This is a genomic window from Lichenicola sp. (assembly GCF_965198575.1).
GTDB lineage: Bacteria > Pseudomonadota > Alphaproteobacteria > Acetobacterales > Acetobacteraceae > Lichenicola.
In genome coordinates, this window is record NZ_OZ240671.1 from 1,428,498 (window position 1) to 1,446,584 (window position 18,087).

Consider the following 18,087-nt stretch of genomic DNA (forward strand, 5'->3'; position numbering starts at 1 on the left):
TCGGTAAAGCTTAATAAAGCTTTGACGGCTTGGGATTGCCGAGCGGCAAGATTTAGACGTCCTACCGCCGGGTGAAGACCGTGGCGTCGACCAACGACACGGTCTCTGTGGTCTAGTGGAACAAAGCTGACTGTTGAGCTGGCGTCATGATGTTCACCTGTTGGACGGTGAAGGCTGCGACCTGAGATCCCGACATTGAGACTATCTGTGCTGTCGTTAATGCCGGGATCTGCATTGTCGTGAGGGCGACAAGATCGCCCGTTGAGAAGGCTACCAGGCTAGTGGTCGTGAAGGCAGCGATGCTCGCGGTGGTGAGTGCAGTGACCTGGGCTGTCGTCAAGGCGGCAACCTCCGTCGTCGTCAGGCCTATTACTTGGCCAGTCGTGATGGCTGAGATCTGCCGCGTCGTCAGGGCGATGAACTGCATTGTCGTCAAAGCGCCAAGCTGCAGTGTCGTCAGAGCAACAATGTCGTCAGTTGTAAGACCAGGCAGTGCAATCGTCGAAAGGGCTCTCAAGTCAGTCGTCGTCAGCGCATTGAGGTTGGCGGTGCCCAGCGCTGCCAACTGCGCTGAACCCAGCACTGCCGCCTGCGCCGTGGTCAGCGCCGACACCTCGCCCGTCGTCAGCGCCTGCATCTGCGCGCTGCTCAGGACCTTGACCTGCGTGGTCGTAAGGCCGGGCAGCTGGTTCGTGCTCAGCGCCGCCACCTGCGATGTCGTCAGCGCCATCACCTGCGCCGTGGTCAGCGCCGCCAGCTGACCCGTGCCCAACACCGCAAGATCCGCCGTGGTGATCGCTGCCACGTCCGCCGTCGAAACCGCACCCAGCTGCGCCGTTGTCAGAGCTTGCACCTGGCCCGTCGTCAGCACGATGACCTGGGCGGTGGTCAGGCCGCCGATCGCCGCCGTCGACAGAGCCGCCACATCTGCGGTGCTCAGCACCGGGATCGAGGCCGTTCCCGTCGTCGATATCCCCGCCGCACCGAGTGCCGCCAACTGCGCCGAACCTAGTACCGCCGCCTGCGCCGTGGTCAGCGCCGACACCTCGCCCGTCGTCAGCGCCTGCATCTGCGCACTGCTCAGCACCTTGACCTGCGTGGTCGTAAGGCCGGGCAGCTGGTTCGTGCCCAGCGCCGCCACCTGCGATGTCGTCAGCGCCATCACCTGCGCCGTGCTCAGCGCCGCCAGCTGACCCGTGCCCAGCACCGCCAGGTCCGCCGTGGTGATCGCTGCAACGTCCGCTGTCGAGACGGACCCGAGCTGAGCGGTCGTCAGCGCCCGCACCTGACCCGTCGTCAGCACGATGACCTGGGCGGTAGTCAGGCCGCCGATCGCCGCCGTCGAGAGGGCTGCCACGTCCGCCGTGCTCAGCACCGGGATCGAGGCCGTGCCCGTCGTCGATATCCCCGCCGCACCGAGTGCCGCCAGCTGCGCCGAACCTAGTACCGCCGCCTGCGCCGTGGTCAGCACCGACACCTGGCCCGTCGTCAGCGCCTGCATCTGCGCGCTGCTCAGCACTTTTACCTGCGTGGTCGTAAGGCCGGGCAGCTGCGATGTGCTCAGTGCCGCCACCTGCGAGGTCGTCAGTGCCATCACTTGCGCCGTGGTCAGCGCCGCCAGCTGACCCGTGCCCAACACCGCAAGGTCAGCCGTGGTGATCGCTGCCACGTCCGCGGTCGAAACCGCACCCAGCTGCGCCGTGGTCAGAGCTCGCACCTGGCCCGTCGTCAGCACGATGACCTGGGCCGTGGTCAGGCCGCCGATCGCCGCCGTCGAGAGCGCCGCGACATCTGCCGTGCTGAGCACCGGGATCGAGGCCGTGCCCGTTGTCGATATCCCCGCCGCGCCCAGCGCTGCCAGCTGCGCCGAGCCCAGCACCGATGCCTGCGCCGTGGTGAGCGCCGACACCTGGCCCGTCGTCAGCGCCTGCATCTGCGCGCTGCTCAGCACCTTGACCTGCGTGGTTGTAAGGCCGGGCAGCTGGTTCGTGCCCAGAGCCGCCACCTGCGATGTCGTCAGCGCCATCACCTGCGCCGTGCTCAGCGCCGCCAACTGGCCCGTGCCCAGCACCGCAAGGTCCGCCGTGGTGATCGCCGCAATGTCCGCCGTCGACACCGCACCCAGCTGCGCCGTGGTCAGCGCCTGCGCCTGGCCGGTGGTCAGCACGATGACCTGGGCGGTGGTCAGGCCGCCGATCGCCGCCGTCGACAGGGCCGCCACGTCCGCCGTGCTCAGCACCGGGATCGAGGCCGTTCCCGTCGTCGATATCCCCGCCGCACCGAGTGCCGCCAGCTGCGCCGAGCCCAGCACCGCTGCCTGCGCCGTGGTCAGCACCGACACCTGGCCCGTCGTCAGCGCCTGCATCTGCGCGCTGCTCAGGACCTTGACCTGCGTGGTCGTAAGGCCGGGCAGCTGGTTCGTGCTCAGCGCCGCCACCTGCGATGTCGTCAGCGCCATCACCTGCGCCGTGGTCAGCGCCGCCAGCTGACCCGTGCCCAACACCGCAAGATCCGCCGTGGTGATCGCTGCCACGTCCGCCGTCGAAACCGCACCCAGCTGCGCCGTTGTCAGAGCTTGCACCTGGCCCGTCGTCAGCACGATGACCTGGGCGGTGGTCAGGCCGCCGATCGCCGCCGTCGACAGAGCCGCCACATCTGCGGTGCTCAGCACCGGGATCGAGGCCGTTCCCGTCGTCGATATCCCCGCCGCACCGAGTGCCGCCAACTGCGCCGAACCTAGTACCGCCGCCTGCGCCGTGGTCAGCGCCGACACCTCGCCCGTCGTCAGCGCCTGCATCTGCGCACTGCTCAGCACCTTGACCTGCGTGGTCGTAAGGCCGGGCAGCTGGTTCGTGCCCAGCGCCGCCACCTGCGATGTCGTCAGCGCCATCACCTGCGCCGTGCTCAGCGCCGCCAGCTGACCCGTGCCCAGCACCGCCAGGTCCGCCGTGGTGATCGCTGCAACGTCCGCTGTCGAGACGGACCCGAGCTGAGCGGTCGTCAGCGCCCGCACCTGACCCGTCGTCAGCACGATGACCTGGGCGGTAGTCAGGCCGCCGATCGCCGCCGTCGAGAGGGCTGCCACGTCCGCCGTGCTCAGCACCGGGATCGAGGCCGTGCCCGTCGTCGATATCCCCGCCGCACCGAGTGCCGCCAGCTGCGCCGAACCTAGTACCGCCGCCTGCGCCGTGGTCAGCACCGACACCTGGCCCGTCGTCAGCGCCTGCATCTGCGCGCTGCTCAGCACTTTTACCTGCGTGGTCGTAAGGCCGGGCAGCTGCGATGTGCTCAGTGCCGCCACCTGCGAGGTCGTCAGTGCCATCACTTGCGCCGTGGTCAGCGCCGCCAGCTGACCCGTGCCCAACACCGCAAGGTCAGCCGTGGTGATCGCTGCCACGTCCGCGGTCGAAACCGCACCCAGCTGCGCCGTGGTCAGAGCTCGCACCTGGCCCGTCGTCAGCACGATGACCTGGGCCGTGGTCAGGCCGCCGATCGCCGCCGTCGAGAGCGCCGCGACATCTGCCGTGCTGAGCACCGGGATCGAGGCCGTGCCCGTTGTCGATATCCCCGCCGCGCCCAGCGCTGCCAGCTGCGCCGAGCCCAGCACCGATGCCTGCGCCGTGGTGAGCGCCGACACCTGGCCCGTCGTCAGCGCCTGCATCTGCGCGCTGCTCAGCACCTTGACCTGCGTGGTTGTAAGGCCGGGCAGCTGGTTCGTGCCCAGAGCCGCCACCTGCGATGTCGTCAGCGCCATCACCTGCGCCGTGCTCAGCGCCGCCAACTGGCCCGTGCCCAGCACCGCAAGGTCCGCCGTGGTGATCGCCGCAATGTCCGCCGTCGACACCGCACCCAGCTGCGCCGTGGTCAGCGCCTGCGCCTGGCCGGTGGTCAGCACGATGACCTGGGCGGTGGTCAGGCCGCCGATCGCCGCCGTCGACAGGGCCGCCACGTCCGCCGTGCTCAGCACCGGGATCGAGGCCGTTCCCGTCGTCGATATCCCCGCCGCACCGAGTGCCGCCAGCTGCGCCGAGCCCAGCACCGCTGCCTGCGCCGTGGTCAGCACCGACACCTGGCCCGTCGTCAGCGCCTGCATCTGCGCGCTGCTCAGCACTTTTACCTGCGTGGTCGTAAGGCCGGGCAGCTGCGATGTGCTCAGTGCCGCCACCTGCGAGGTCGTCAGTGCCATCACTTGCGCCGTGGTCAGCGCCGCCAGCTGACCCGTGCCCAACACCGCAAGGTCAGCCGTGGTGATCGCTGCCACGTCCGCGGTCGAAACCGCACCCAGCTGCGCCGTGGTCAGAGCTCGCACCTGGCCCGTCGTCAGCACGATGACCTGGGCCGTGGTCAGGCCGCCGATCGCCGCCGTCGAGAGCGCCGCGACATCTGCCGTGCTGAGCACCGGGATCGAGGCCGTGCCCGTTGTCGATATCCCCGCCGCGCCCAGCGCTGCCAACTGCGCCGAGCCCAGCACTGCCGCCTGCGCCGTGGTGAGCGCCGACACCTGGCCCGTCGTCAGCGCCTGCATCTGCGCGCTGCTCAGCACCTTGACCTGCGTGGTCGTAAGGCCGGGCAGCTGGTTCGTGCCCAGCGCCGCCACCTGCGATGTCGTCAGCGCCATCACCTGCGCCGTGCTCAGCGCCGCCAGCTGACCCGTGCCCAGCACCGCCAGGTCCGCCGTGGTGATCGCTGCAACGTCCGCTGTCGAGACGGACCCGAGCTGAGCGGTCGTCAGCGCCCGCACCTGACCCGTCGTCAGCACGATGACCTGGGCGGTAGTCAGGCCGCCGATCGCCGCCGTCGAGAGGGCTGCCACGTCCGCCGTGCTCAGCACCGGGATCGAGGCCGTGCCCGTCGTCGATATCCCCGCCGCACCGAGTGCCGCCAGCTGCGCCGAACCTAGTACCGCCGCCTGCGCCGTGGTCAGCGCCGACACCTGGCCCGTCGTCAGCGCCTGCATCTGCGCGCTGCTCAGCACTTTTACCTGCGTGGTCGTAAGGCCGGGCAGCTGCGATGTGCTCAGTGCCGCCACCTGCGAGGTCGTCAGTGCCATCACTTGCGCCGTGGTCAGCGCCGCCAGCTGACCCGTGCCCAACACCGCAAGGTCAGCCGTGGTGATCGCTGCCACGTCCGCGGTCGAAACCGCACCCAGCTGAGCGGTCGTCAGCGCCTGCACCTGGCCGGTGGTCAGCACGGCCGCTTCCGCCGTCGTGAGGCCTGCGAGTGTAAGTGTGGATAGGGCTGCCAGATCGGCGGTGGTAATGGCCACTATATTGGCTGTCGTGAATGCGGCGAGTTGGATCGAGCTGAAGCCGATGATCTGCGCCGTGGTGAGGCCATTGATCGTGGCAGTCGACAAACCGTTGACGGTGGCTGTCGAAAGGGCGGCAATCTGCGCAGAGGTCAAGCTTGAGGTTGTCACGAGGATTCCAATCGGGGACACAAGATATGTCGCCTTTTTGGGACAGATCACCCTACAGCTGAAATCGTTAACGCCTTCTCAACGGCGCCAAAGAAATTCTGTGACAGCTCCGTTACCTCTCGTTAACTACTTGTGCTTCATGTTCGCGTTCGCAGCACCAAACGGGATCGAGCGATGGACTATGCGAACAAGGGCCTTCTGGTCGAGGGGTGGCGGGGGATAAACCAGTCCTACGCGCTTATCAACCAGAATCAGCTTCTGGGACTTGCGCAGCTCGACGGATTGAAGCTGTTTTGCCGTGATCTGCCCTTCGCCTTCAATCACTGGCGTGCAAACGATTCCGAGGCCGGATTCAGGCCAGAGGAATGCACTGTTCTCAATGGGCTGCAGGAGCCGGACCCGGATCATGACCTGATCACCGGGATCTATCGGATCTGCTCGCCGTTCAGGACAGGCGTCGACACGGTTTTTTCGGAACATCGCACAACGACCTTCATGATAACCGAAGTCGGCCTGGCGCCTGACAGCTTCGCCCCCGGCCAGGATCGCTCCCCGTTCTTTACGCGGAACGAGAACAGCATCGTTACATCGACAGAATGGTCGAGGGATCGCATCATCGAATATGGGTTTGCAGAGGAGCGCGTGCACATCTCGCCGCTCGGGGTGGATGCCGACATCTTCAAGCCGATCTGGCCGGATGCGAGAGCCCGCGGTCGCGCAGCACTTGGTGTCGAGAGTGACGAAACGCTGTTTCTCAACATCGGGCCGCCGCTTTGGAACAAGGGCATCGACCTCCTGTTGCAGGCGTTCGCCACGCTGAGATTGCGCGGGTTGAAGGTGCGGCTGTTGATCAAGGATCAGCAGAAGGTTTATGGTGTGACGCTCGATGCGATCATGCAGACGCTTGGCAGGAGCATCCCGTCGCTGATGTTGGATGTTGTCCGCTCGGGCATCATCACGGTGCCGATGAACCTCTCGCCGCAACAGCTGGCGACTTTGTTCGGGCTGGCCGATTGCTACGTGTCGCCATATCGAGCGGAAGGCTTCAACTTGCCGGTTCTCGAAGCTATCGCTTGCGGGATTCCGACGATCGTCACGCAAGGGGGTGCCACCGATGATTTCTGCAACGATGCGACATCACTCCGGATCGCCGGGACATTCCACCGGAAAACGTCCGACGCCGGGCTCATCGGCGCATACATCGAGCCGGAGCCGGAAACCCTGATCGATGCGATGTCGGTCATGGCCGCCGGCTGGAGACCGGAACGTCAGCATTTCGACTCTGCTCGTCAGGCAGTGATGCACCGCTTCAACTGGCAGAATGCCGCTCAGGAGACCGCCCGCCTGAGTGTCCTGTAACTTCCAGCAGGATCGGCATAATGCGGCGCCTGGCGAATCGGTCGTCCGTGCGTCGCGCGCCGGCTTGCGGTTGACCTCGCTCCTGGACAAGCCACACCGTGTCGCCTCAGACGGGACGGCTTGGCCGGATCAGGGAGGCGGAATGCGGGTGCAAAACGGATGGCTTGGCAGCATGCAGGCTCGAGTGGCCAGGCAACGGACACCCATCGCGATGTCTCTCCTCGCATCGGCATTGCTGCCGGGACTGGCCGCAGCCGCTCCCGATCCGCTGCTGGTCGCGACCGGCAACGACATTCCAGCGCACGTCGAGCTGCCCCGGCCAGGCGCCGACTACGTCAAGCGCGACGTGATGATCCCGATGCGCGACGGGGTGAAGCTGCACACTGTCATCGTGATCCCGAACGGGGCGCACGCTGCGCCGATCCTGCTGACCCGGACGCCGTATGATGCCACCAAGCGCCTGACCCGGGACGTCAGTCCGTCGATGCTGGCGACCCTCCCCCAGGGCGACGACGTGTTCGTTGCCGGCGGCTACATCCGGGTGTTCCAGGATGTCCGCGGCAAGCATGGCTCCGAGGGCGACTACGTCATGACCCGGCCGCCGATGGGGCCGCTCAATCCGACGAATACGGATGATACGACCGACGCCTGGGACACCATCGACTGGCTGGTAAAGAACCTCCCTGAAAGCAACGGCCGGGTCGGCATGATCGGGTCGTCGTACGAGGGCTGGACCGTGGTGATGGCGCTGCTGCACCCGCATCCGGCGCTGAAGGTCGCGGCACCTGAGAGCCCGATGGTCGATGGCTGGATGGGCGACGACTGGTTCCATTACGGCGCCTTCCGCCAGCCCGGGTTCGACTTCTTCACCGGGCAGATGACGGTGAAGGGCTGGGGCGACCCGATCGCCCGGCCGGGCTACGACGACTACGAAACCTTCCGCGCTGCCGGCTCGGCCGGTGACTATGCGCGCGCCAACGGCCTCGACCAGTTGCCGTTCTGGCGCCGGATGTCGGCACATCCCGCGTGGGACGCGTTCTGGCAGGGTCAGGCGCTCGACCACCTGGTGGCGGCAAATCCGTCCGACGTGCCCACCCTCTGGGAGCAGGGCTTGTGGGACCAGGAGGACATGTGGGGCGCGATCCATAGCTGGCTGGCGCTCAAGGCGAAGGGCCACGAAGGCAACAACGTGCTGATCATGGGCCCCTGGCGCCACAGCCAGGTGAATTATGACGCGGCCAGCCTCGGCCGGCTCAACTGGAACGGCGACACCGCGCTGCAGTACCGCCAGCAGATCCTGCGGCCGTTCTTCGACCAGTACCTGAAGCCCGGCTCTCCGGACGCGCACGTGCCGGCCGCCTTCATCTACAATACCGGCGAGAACCACTGGGACCGGTTCGCGCAGTGGCCGCTTGCCTGCGACCAAGGCTGCGCCAGCCCGATGACGCCGCTCTACCTGCAGTCCGGCTTCTCGCTGTCGTTCGACCATCCGGCTGCGGAGGCGACGGCCGGCGGCGACAGCTACGTCTCCGATCCCGCCAAGCCGGTGCCGTATCTGCCGCGCCCGGTCAGCTTCGGCGACAGCGCGCGTTGGAAGCCATGGCTCACCACCGACCAGCGCAGCGTCGTCGACCGGCCCGACGTGCTGTCGTATGAGACCGGCGTACTCGACAAGCCGGTGCGGATCTCGGGCCAGCCGGCAGCCGATCTGTTTGCCGCCACCACCGGCACCGACTCCGACTGGGTGGTCAAGCTGATCGACGTGTATCCGGGGATCGTGCCGGCCGATCCGTCGATGGGCGGCTACGAGCTGCCGATCGCCATGGACATCTTCCGCGGGCGCTATCGCCAGAGCTTCTCCACCCCGTCACCGATCCCTGCCGGCCAGGTCGAGCGCTACCGCTTTACCCTGCCGCCGACCAATCACGTGTTCCTGCCCGGCCACCGGATCATGGTGCAGATCCAGTCCAGCTGGTTCCCGCTCTATGACCGCAACCCGCAGCGCTACGTGGACAACATCTTCTTCGCCAAGCCCACCGACTATACCGTTGCGACCCAGCGGATCATGCACCAGGGCGACCAGGCGAGCGCCGTCTGGCTGCCGATGGTGCCCCCGGACAGTACCAATCGGGCTTCCGCGCGTTGACCGACATCCGGTAGCGTTCGAAAGACAAAGATGGAAGACCTCCAACGGCTTGAGTCCGGCGTCCCCGGGCTCGACACCATCCTCGCCGGCGGCCTGGTGGCGGGCGCGTCCTATATCGTCCAGGGGCGGCCCGGGTCGGGAAAGACGATCCTGGCCAACCAGATCGCCTTCCACCACGCGGCGGCGGGACATCGCGCCCTGTTCGTGACGATGCTGGCGGAGGGTCACGACCGGCTGTTCCAGTTCCTGTCCACGCTCAGCTTCTTCGATCGCGCACGCGTGGGCACGGAGCTTCAGTTCGTGAGCGCCGTCGATGAGATGGGAGGCGACGGGCTCGAGGACGTGGTGACGCTGCTCCGCCGCGAGATCGTCCGCCAGCAGGCCTCCCTACTGATCGTGGATGGCTTGCGGAATGCCCGCTCATCGACCAGCGAGCCGATCGAGATCAAGCGCTTCATTGCCGCGGTCCAGGCGCATGCGGCATTTGCCGGCTGCACGGTGCTGCTGCTGGCCAACTCGCAGATCGACGATGGCAGCCCGGAGCTCACCATGGTCGATGGCGTCATCGAGCTCTGCCAGGACCTGATCGGCAGCCGGTCGGTGCGGCGGGTGCAGCTTCGCAAGACCCGCGGCAGTGCGGCTCTTACCGGATTGCACGAGCTGGAGATCACCGGCGACGGCATCGTCATCCATCCGAGGCTCGAGTCCGTGCTGAACTATCCGTCCGCGCCGGCGCCGATGGCGATGGAACTGGCGCGCGTGGAGAGCGGCATCCCGGCACTCGACAGGATGTTCGGTGGTGGCCTGCCGCGCGCGTCCTCGACCCTGATGCTGGGGCCGTCGGGGTGCGGCAAGACCACCATGGGCCTGGCGTTCCTGCGCAACTGCACGCTGGCCGAGCCCGGCATCCTGTTCGGCCTCTACGAAAACCCCGGGCGGCTGATGCTCAAGGCGCAATCGCTCGGCCTGCCGTTGCAGCCGCTGGTCGAGAGCGGCGCGCTGCATGTGCTGTGGCAGCCACCTGCCGAGCGGCTGATCGATGCGCTTGGCCACCGCCTGCTGGCCGCGGTCCAGGCCACCGGGGCAAAGCGCCTGTTCATCGATAGTCTCAGTGTCATCGCGCGGTCGGCCACCATCCCCGGCCGGACCTTCGATTTCTTCAGCAGCCTGATGAACGAGTTGCGGGCCCGCGACGTGACGGTGCTGGCGAGCTGGGAGATGCGTGACCTGTTCGGCACCGAGGTCCACACCCCCACGGCCGAGCTCTCCGGGCTGGTCGACAACCTGCTGCTGATGCGGTTCGTCGAGTTGCGCGCCGAACTCCGCAGGGTGGTGTCCGTTCTGAAGGTGCGCGACAGCCACTACGATCCGGCCCTGCGCGAGTTGGTGATCAGGAGTGACGGGGTGGATCTGACCACGGCGTTCGAGCAGGTGTCGAGCGCCATGGCGGGCATTGGCGAACCGTTCGCGCGGCGTTGACCGAGTTGGCCTCGAACCGCACCGATCGCATCGCGCCATGACGACCATACTCGTGGTGGATGACGAGTTCCTCGTGGCAGACGTGGTGACGTTCGCGCTGGAGGATGAGGGGTACCACGTCGTGCGGGCCGGCAATGGCCAGAAGGCTCTCGATGTGGCCGAGCGAGAGGCGCCGGACCTGGTGATCACCGACTACATGATGCCGGTGATGAACGGGCTCGAGTTTGCGAGCACGCTGCGAAGCCGGCTGGCCGACACCATGCCCCCGATCATCCTGATGAGCGGTGCACAGGCGCATCTCGCACGGGAGAATGGCGCGCTGTTCGCCGCGGTCTTCGACAAACCGTTCAAGGTGGGCGACGTCGTGGGGATGGTTCGGACGCTGATCGGGCCACCTCGCTGACGGGTCCGGCGTCCCTCAGACAGGCGCCAATGCCCACGGCGCCTGCGACAGCGCCCGATGCAGGAAGTCCATTGTCTCGGTGACCCGGGTCGGCCGGAGTGCGGCGGGCGGCATCACCAGGCTGAGCGGCGAGACCGGCAGCGACCAGTCCGGCAGCAGCTCGACCAGCGATCCCGCCTGCAATTCATGCCAGACCAGGAAGTCCGGCAGTGCGGCGAGTCCGACTCCGGCCAAGAGTGCCGGCATCAGCGCCTCGCCGTTATTGACCCTGAGCGGGCCGGCAATCTGCACGGTCACGGGTTCCACGCCAGGTCCGGTGAAGGTCCAGCGGTCGGCGGTCTGCAGGTAGGCGTAGCCGAAGCAGGCATGGTGGTGCAGATCGCGTGGATGCATCGGCGCCCCGTGCGCCTGGACGTAGCCGGGCGACGCCACCACCAGCTTGCGCACGTCGCAGATCCGTCGCGCCCTGAGCGAGGAGTTCTCGAGCCGGGCGATCCGGACCGCGAAATCGAAGCCGCCGGCCACCAGATCCACCACCTCGTCGCTCAGGTGCATGTCGACCAGGATCTCGGGGAAACGCTCGAACAGGCCCGGCAACAGCGGCGCCACCTGCTGCTGGCCGAACGACATCGGCACCGCCATCCGCACCAGGCCGCGCGGCTGGGCGGTGCGATCGAGCATCTCGGCCTCGATGGTCTCGGCGTCGGAAAGCAGGCGCAGCGCGCGGCCGGCGACCTCATGGCCGAGGGTGGTGAGCGCCAGCCGGTGCGAGGTCCGGCTCAGCAGCGAGGCACCGATCCGGTGCTCCAGCCGCGCGACCGCCTTCGACACCGTGGCGGTCGACAGCCCAAGCTCGATCGCGGCGCGCGCAAACGAGCCGCAATCGGCGACGCGAGAAAAGATCGCCCAGGCTTCCAGGTCGGGCAGGTTGCTCATGAGTGGCGTCGTCGACCCGGGTGGCGTGCGAGTTTTTCCACTTCCGCCCATGAGTGCAAGCCGTTGCCCGCCGGGGCGGGCCGGCCGCTGCGACGACCGGCGCATCTTTTCCGGGGCTCGAGCGTTTCCAGATCGAGACGTTCCCGCCGACTTCCCGACCGAAAGACCATCCCCATGCTGACCATTCTCATCATCATCCTGCTCATCCTCGCCCTCGGAGGCGGCGGCTACGGTTATCGCTCCGGCTGGTATGGCGGCTCGCGCGGCACCGGCTTCAACGGCCTGGGACTGCTTCCCCTCATCCTGATCATCGTGGTCGTGGTGCTGCTGTTCCGCGGCGGCATCTGAGAAACGAAATCCACAGCAGGAGGGGATAGACCGTGAGAATACTCGTCGCCAGTGCGCTGGCGCTTTCGATGGGTCTCGGTGGAGTTGCGTCTGCGGCGCCCTGTCGAAACGCTGCAGGCAAGTTCATCACCTGCGCCTCTGTCAAACCCAAGGCCTGCCGTGACAGCAAGGGCAAGTTCGCTGCCTGCACGGTCACGCCTAAAAGCAACTGACCTACGGCGGCCCGGGCGATCATTCCCGGGCCGCCCTTGTTTCACGACCGTTTCGTCTCGAACTATAGACTTAGACGGCCGAAGGGCTCATCCCGGGGACGTCTTGCGTCGCCGGTCGGGATGGACATGGATCTTCGCAACAAGGGCGTCATCACGTTACACCCCGTCGCTCCGGATGGGGGTCAGATACGGAGCCCGAAGACGCTGGTCCTGACCGGCGTGGCCCGGTCGGGGACCAGCATGGTCGCCAGGGTCCTGCACGGCGCCGGGGTCTATCTCGGTGAGAATCTGGATCACGTGGTGTTCGAGGACAACGAGTTCTCGGCGCTCTTCGACGAGACCGACCTGGATCTCGAGCGCTACCGGACACTCCTGAGGCAACGCGACGATCGCTTCCCGATCTGGGGCTTCAAGCGGCCACATCTGCATGTGCACGGACCGTCCACGGTGCGTCACTGTCGAAACCCCTTCGTTGTCCTGACGGTGCGGGATGCCGTGGCCATCGCGGAGCGCAACGCGATATCCGAACATCGAGACCCGTTCGAGAGCCTCACGCTGGCGAGTTTCGACCTTCAAAAGATGCTGGAGTTCAGCAAGGCCCTCGACTGCCCGGTCATGCTGGTCAGCTATGAGAAAGCGGTCAGCCAGCCTGACTGTTTCGTCGATCGTCTGCTCGAATTTTGTGGCCTGCATCTCGATCCTGCCGACGTGGCACCTCTCGTGGCGCTGGTGGAACCCGACCGCCCGGCCTACATCGAGAGTGCGCGCAGGATCTTCGACGGCTTCATCGACGGCATCCGGGATCAGAGGCTGTTCGGCTGGGCCTGGCAGCGCGGCCAGACCCTGCCGGTCACCCTTACGCTCTATCGGGACGCGAAGGCTGTGCGGCACTTCGTAGCCGACCGGCTTCGGCAGGATCTTGCTTCATCCGGTTACGGCGATGGACTGCACGGATTCTCGGTGGATCTTGCCGGACTGGGATTCACGGCCAACTCGCGGCTCTCCGTCGGCATCCAGGGTCGCAGCTTCCTGCTCGTCAACAGCGGAGCAACGATGAGCGAGTTGTGGATCGGCGATGATGGTGCGACCGCCGAGCCGATCCACCCACTGATCGGAAGGCTGTTCGGCGCAAGCTAGACGGCCCCGGGGGGTTGCATCGGCAGATGATGGTGCCCTGGCTGTGCCGTGGCTTATCCTCCTGCCATCCGCAGCAGATCCTCGAACGCCACGATGATGTGGTAGAATGTGCTGGCTGGCACGGTCGATGACATCGCGGCGCCGGCCTGGTCGAACTGATCGACCCATAATCCCTCGATCGGCGTGGCCAGGTAGCTGTCCAGGAACGCGCCGGCAACGCGGGCTGCGGCCTCGGTGTCGCCATTCGCAAGGGTGCTCTTGATCAGCTCGGTCTGCGGCCAGACCCGTCGGGTTGATCTGGTCGCACGACCTGACCGGTCGCTCTCGTCGATCGCAAACCCGTTGGCGTCGAGGCCGTGGCCAACTGCCCAGTCATGCAGGGTGCGGGCCTCGTGCCGGAGGTCGGTGCCGCCGGCCTCGGCGAGCCGGTGCAACAGCCAGGACCATTCGAAATGATGGCCAGGTTCGACGACGTCTCCGCGGGCTCCCGGCAGCCGGACGAACTTCGCGTCGAAGAACTCGCCCAGCGTGCGGTTGGTCCGGTCGAAGAAGTGCTCGGCGAACAGCCAGGCGATCCGGTTGGCGCGGTCCAGGAACTCGCTCTCGCCCGTGACCGCGTGCCAGGCCAGGAACGCCTCGAGCAGATGCATGTGCGGGTTGGAGCGGCGTGGCAGCGAGTCCGGCAGCCCCTCGCGATAGCCACCGACGTCGTGGTCCGCGAGGGCCGTGTCGATGAAGTCCAGTGTCCGACGGCCCAGCGTCAGTGCGTGCTCGAAGCCCGCCTGTCGCACCCCGGCCAGCGCGAACAGCACGAAGGCCTGGTCGTAGAGGTCGCGCAGGGTATTGGAGGGCTCTCCGGCCGGGGTGAGCAGATGGATCCATCCGGGACCGCCGGCCTTGCCCCAGCATCGGCGCTCGACAGCTTCCAGGGCGGTCGCGAGCATCGCATTCGCGGCCGGGTAACCGGCAGCCTGGGCACGCGAGACCGCATAGAGCTGGCGCGCCTGCACCCGTACCCGCCGCGGTGGCGACAGGTCAGGCCGGCCGGCGAGATCGAGCTGCTCGTGGAACAGGCCCCCACCATCCATGCCCTGCTCGAGCCAGAGTGGCCATGCCGCATCGAACCAAAGCCGGATCCGGTCCGCCACCAGCTGCAAGGGGGTCGATCCGGACCCGGTCATGCGTCGTCTCCCCCGGACCTGCCGACCCGGGGGCATCGACGGATGCCACCCCGGAACAGTCCTGCCTGCACGAGGTAAGCCCATAAAGGCCGGCTTTGAAAGCACGCTCGTGCAGGCCGGCCGGGCGCCAGGCGAGGCCGACCAGCACCAGGATGAAGCCTGACCATCGCGGCCCCTCGGATCAGCGTCCGCCACGGCACCGAGCCGACCGCGTTCGGTAAGCGGGGGGGCAGCCCACGACATGAACGGGTTGGGTCGGGCAAGACCTGCCCCGTTGACCCTAGCCCGCCTTGGACCCCTGGGGGACCAGCCGCGAGGCGAGCGGGATCGTGTGGTAGCCGCGGCTGCACCAGAGCAGGGCGTCCTGCACGGGGTCGGCAAAACCGATATCGCGAACCCGGCAGAACAGCACGCTGTGGGTCTCGATCTCGACCACCTGCGCGATGCTGCAATCGAAGCTCACCACAGCGGTCGGGAGCATCGGCGCTCCGGAGACCGTGGTGAGCCAGGGCGATGCGGCAAACCGGTTCGCCATGGCGATGGATGGGTCGGCGAAGAGGTCGGACAGACCCTGATGCGCCCCGGACAAGACGTTCACGCACAAGCCGGAATTCTCGCGAAACGCGTCGACCGGCACGGAGTCCCGGTTCATGCAGACGAGCAGGACCGGTGGCGTATCCGTGACGCTGCACACCGCCGAGGCCGTGAAACCGTGGCGCCCGCGCGGTCCGTCGGTGGTCACCAGCGAAACCGCAGCGGCCAGACGTGACATGCCCTCGCGAAAGATCGCCGAGTCGATCACCGCCTCATCCATGACGTGTGGTCCGCCTCGCCGTCTGCCTCGCGCGCGCGGCCCGGGGCGGGGTCACGCCGCGTCGACCGGTCCGGGCCCGGTGCGCAGGTACGCCTCGCGATGCCGCGTGAAGTCGACCACCTGGCGCCCGAGCAGCTCAAGCTGTGCAGCCACGCCCGCGTCGGTCGGATGGCCCTCGGCATCGAACGGCTGGCCCACGGTGTTGATCGCGACACCGAGCGGCGTCGGCCAGCCGCGTAAGGCATGGGTGATCGAGCGCAGCGCCGCCATGGTCGATCCGGTGGCCTGCCAGCCATAGGCGCAGGCGATCAGCCCGACGGCGCGACCGTCGAAATAGACGCGCTCGTCCTTGGCCAGATCCTCGACATAATCGAGCGCGTTCTTGATGAGGCCGGATACCGAGCCGTGATAGCCGGGAGACGCAATGATGATGCCGTCCGCCTGGCGCAACGCCTGCACCAGACGCTGCGCGCCCTCGCTGCGGGCGGGATTTTCAGGCGCATACAGCGGAAGCACCAGGCTCGGCCCGTCGAACATCTCCGTCCTGGCACCCATCGACGCCGCAGCCCGCATGGCCGTGGCCAGGGCCTTCTCGGACGATGAGCCGGCACGCGTGGTCCCGCCCAGGCCGACGATGAGGGGAGCGTAGCTGGACATGACGGGACCCTTCGCAGAGACGCGGGGCGCGCGGACGGCCGGATCGACCACCATCGCCGGAAACAGGCCTCAGCCGGATCTCCAGGGGATGACTATCGAGCAGCCACGTCGCGAGATCAACCGACCCCGGATGCGGCGCCACCTCGGTCAAGGCGTCGGGATGCAAAGTCGGCGGGACGGTGTCCGAGGACTTGCGGGCGGAACCTGTCCTGGCCAGTCGCAGCTATCGGCTTAAGAAGGTGATCCGCCACATCGGCCAGGGGCTTCAGGGCGATCTTTTCGGCATAGGCCAGCCCGGGCTCCTGGGCGACCAGGAAACGGTTCTTTACGCCCCTGTCGATCTTGCCGTTCTCGCGCACGGGCAGCGTTTGCACATGCCGCAGCACGGAGGGGATCTTGAAGCGCGACAGCTGGCGGGCACACTCTGCCCGGATGTGGTCGATCGAGACCTCCCGATCGTCGGCGGTCGTGAAGAATGCCCAGAGCTGGCCCGCGCCACCGCTCTCTGCGACGAAGGCCACGCAGCCATTGACCACATCGATCGACCGCAGCGCATTCTCGACCTCATCGAGCTCGATCCGGACGCCGTTGATCTTGATCTGGTTGTCCTTGCGGCCCTGGAAGCAGAGGTTTCCGGTCGACACGTCCAGCCGCACCATGTCGCCGGTCGCGTAGAAGCGGAGCGTGCGGCCACCGATCGAGCGCTCGCTGAACGGATTGCTTGCTGTTGCGCCGATATATCCGAGTGCGACCTGCTCGCCGCCGACCAGAAGTTCGCCGGTGACCTGCAGCCCCTTCGAGGTCATGATGCGGGCATGCTCCTCCACCACCAGCGTGGTGTTGGCGTGCGGCTGGCCGAGGCTGATCTCCTGCGGCCCAGGGCGGTTGGGCACCCGCCAATTGGTCACGACCATGGTGGTTTCGGTCGGACCATAGGAGTTGTAGAGCACGACGTGCGGCATCCTGGCGTAAACGTCGGACGCGAGTTGTGGCGCCCAGGCCTCGCCACCACAGATGACAACCCGCAGCACGTTGTCTTCGACGAATTCCTGGCTCTTCAGCAGCACGCACAACATGGCCGGCGTGAAGCCGACGATGCTGACCCGCTCCTCGATGATGAGTTCGGACACCGCGAGCAGGCAGAAGCGTGTCGTCTCCCGGTAGATCACCAGCATGCAGCCGCACACGATCGGCAGGACGAACTCCCAGATATGCACATCGAATAGGGTCGGGATCTTGTACAGGAACCGGTCCTCGGGACCGACGTCAAGGAACTGCCGCATCGCCGCGATCCGGTTCAACAACGCCGAATGCGTGACCCGCACGCCCTTGGGAGCGCCGGAACTTCCGGAGGTATGGGCGATGTAGCAGAGACCCGGATGCTCGATATCCCGCGTCACGGTGCCGGCGGGCATGATGCGCTCGTAGAAGCGCATGACGACACCATCGACGCCGGACTGGCACCCGACTTCGCGATAGCACGGCAACAGCAGGAGCCGGTCACTGATGATGAGGTCGAGGCCGCAGTTTTCCGTGATCGCCAGCATCTGCACGAGCGGATATTCGACCGCGATCGGAACGTACACCGCGTCGTTCTTCCAGACCGCGAGCGTTGCCGCGACGGCAGATATACAACGCGACATCATGATGCCGACAAGCCGATACGAGGGCTTCCACGGCAATGCCTCGATCGCGGCATAAAGTTCGCCGTTGGTTATCGACAGGCCGTCGCACTTTATCAGCTTGTTTTCGAAATCAGACCGTAACGCCCTGTCGACGAGCTTCCAGATGTTGTCTCCCTGGATCTCCTGATCCGGACCGCTGCTCGACCACAACGCTGGACCGGCGGAAATCTGCTGCACGAACATCACGGCTGCCAAGACTCCTCATCTCGCGCGACAAAACGGCGGTCGCACGTGTTCCGGTTGAACAGGGTTTAGCGGACAGAAACAGTTGCCGGTGGGTCGGGGCCGCAACGTAATTCGACCTTAAACAG

At 66.5% G+C, this 18,087-nt stretch carries 12 protein-coding genes; 6 read left to right on the forward strand and 6 right to left on the reverse strand.

The window, feature by feature from the left end; all coding sequences use genetic code 11:
- Positions 1–112: 112 nt before the first annotated feature.
- Entirely contained in the window at positions 113–5,404 is a 5,292-nt protein-coding gene (locus ACOEQ2_RS06695; protein WP_419730605.1) for a beta strand repeat-containing protein, read from the reverse strand.
- Positions 5,405–5,593: 189 nt separating this feature from the next.
- Between ACOEQ2_RS06695 and ACOEQ2_RS06700 the strand changes: the two genes are divergently transcribed.
- The 4 genes from ACOEQ2_RS06700 to ACOEQ2_RS06715 all read left to right on the forward strand — a co-directional run bounded on the left by ACOEQ2_RS06700 (position 5,594) and on the right by ACOEQ2_RS06715 (position 10,806).
- Complete coding sequence (locus ACOEQ2_RS06700; RefSeq protein ID WP_419730606.1) at positions 5,594–6,778, forward strand: glycosyltransferase; 1,185 nt, start codon at positions 5,594–5,596, stop codon at positions 6,776–6,778.
- 211 nt (positions 6,779–6,989) lie between these two features.
- Positions 6,990–8,924, forward strand: coding sequence for a CocE/NonD family hydrolase (locus ACOEQ2_RS06705; RefSeq protein ID WP_419730607.1), 1,935 nt, complete (start codon positions 6,990–6,992; stop codon positions 8,922–8,924).
- A gap of 30 nt (positions 8,925–8,954) precedes the next feature.
- The gene (locus tag ACOEQ2_RS06710; protein ID WP_419730608.1) at positions 8,955–10,403 is read left to right on the forward strand and encodes an ATPase domain-containing protein; all 1,449 of its coding nucleotides are present in this window, start codon (positions 8,955–8,957) and stop codon (positions 10,401–10,403) included.
- Between the two features lie 37 nt (positions 10,404–10,440).
- On the forward strand, positions 10,441–10,806 hold the full coding sequence (locus tag ACOEQ2_RS06715; RefSeq protein WP_419730609.1) for a response regulator: 366 nt from the start codon (positions 10,441–10,443) through the stop codon (positions 10,804–10,806).
- Positions 10,807–10,821: 15 nt separating this feature from the next.
- Here ACOEQ2_RS06715 and ACOEQ2_RS06720 read toward each other — a convergent pair whose 3' ends face one another.
- Positions 10,822–11,742, reverse strand: coding sequence for a LysR substrate-binding domain-containing protein (locus tag ACOEQ2_RS06720; protein WP_419730610.1), 921 nt, complete (start codon positions 11,740–11,742; stop codon positions 10,822–10,824).
- 174 nt (positions 11,743–11,916) lie between these two features.
- Here ACOEQ2_RS06720 and ACOEQ2_RS06725 point away from each other — a divergent pair, with 174 nt between their 5' ends.
- Together ACOEQ2_RS06725 and ACOEQ2_RS06730 are read left to right on the forward strand one after the other, a co-directional pair.
- Complete coding sequence (locus tag ACOEQ2_RS06725; protein WP_419730611.1) at positions 11,917–12,090, forward strand: hypothetical protein; 174 nt, start codon at positions 11,917–11,919, stop codon at positions 12,088–12,090.
- Positions 12,091–12,338: 248 nt separating this feature from the next.
- Complete coding sequence (locus ACOEQ2_RS06730; protein ID WP_419730612.1) at positions 12,339–13,439, forward strand: hypothetical protein; 1,101 nt, start codon at positions 12,339–12,341, stop codon at positions 13,437–13,439.
- A 53-nt stretch (positions 13,440–13,492) separates the two neighbouring features.
- Here ACOEQ2_RS06730 and ACOEQ2_RS06735 read toward each other — a convergent pair whose 3' ends face one another.
- From ACOEQ2_RS06735 to ACOEQ2_RS06750, 4 genes are all read right to left on the reverse strand, one after another.
- Positions 13,493–14,620, reverse strand: a complete 1,128-nt coding sequence (locus tag ACOEQ2_RS06735; RefSeq protein ID WP_419730613.1) for an AGE family epimerase/isomerase — start codon at positions 14,618–14,620, stop codon at positions 13,493–13,495.
- A 280-nt stretch (positions 14,621–14,900) separates the two neighbouring features.
- Complete coding sequence (locus tag ACOEQ2_RS06740; protein ID WP_419730614.1) at positions 14,901–15,434, reverse strand: flavin reductase; 534 nt, start codon at positions 15,432–15,434, stop codon at positions 14,901–14,903.
- A gap of 51 nt (positions 15,435–15,485) precedes the next feature.
- Positions 15,486–16,091: an NADPH-dependent FMN reductase gene (locus tag ACOEQ2_RS06745; protein WP_419730615.1), complete on the reverse strand. Its 606-nt coding sequence runs from the start codon at positions 16,089–16,091 to the stop codon at positions 15,486–15,488.
- 116 nt (positions 16,092–16,207) lie between these two features.
- Entirely contained in the window at positions 16,208–17,962 is a 1,755-nt protein-coding gene (locus tag ACOEQ2_RS06750; RefSeq protein ID WP_419731152.1) for an AMP-binding protein, read from the reverse strand.
- Positions 17,963–18,087 lie beyond the last annotated feature (125 nt).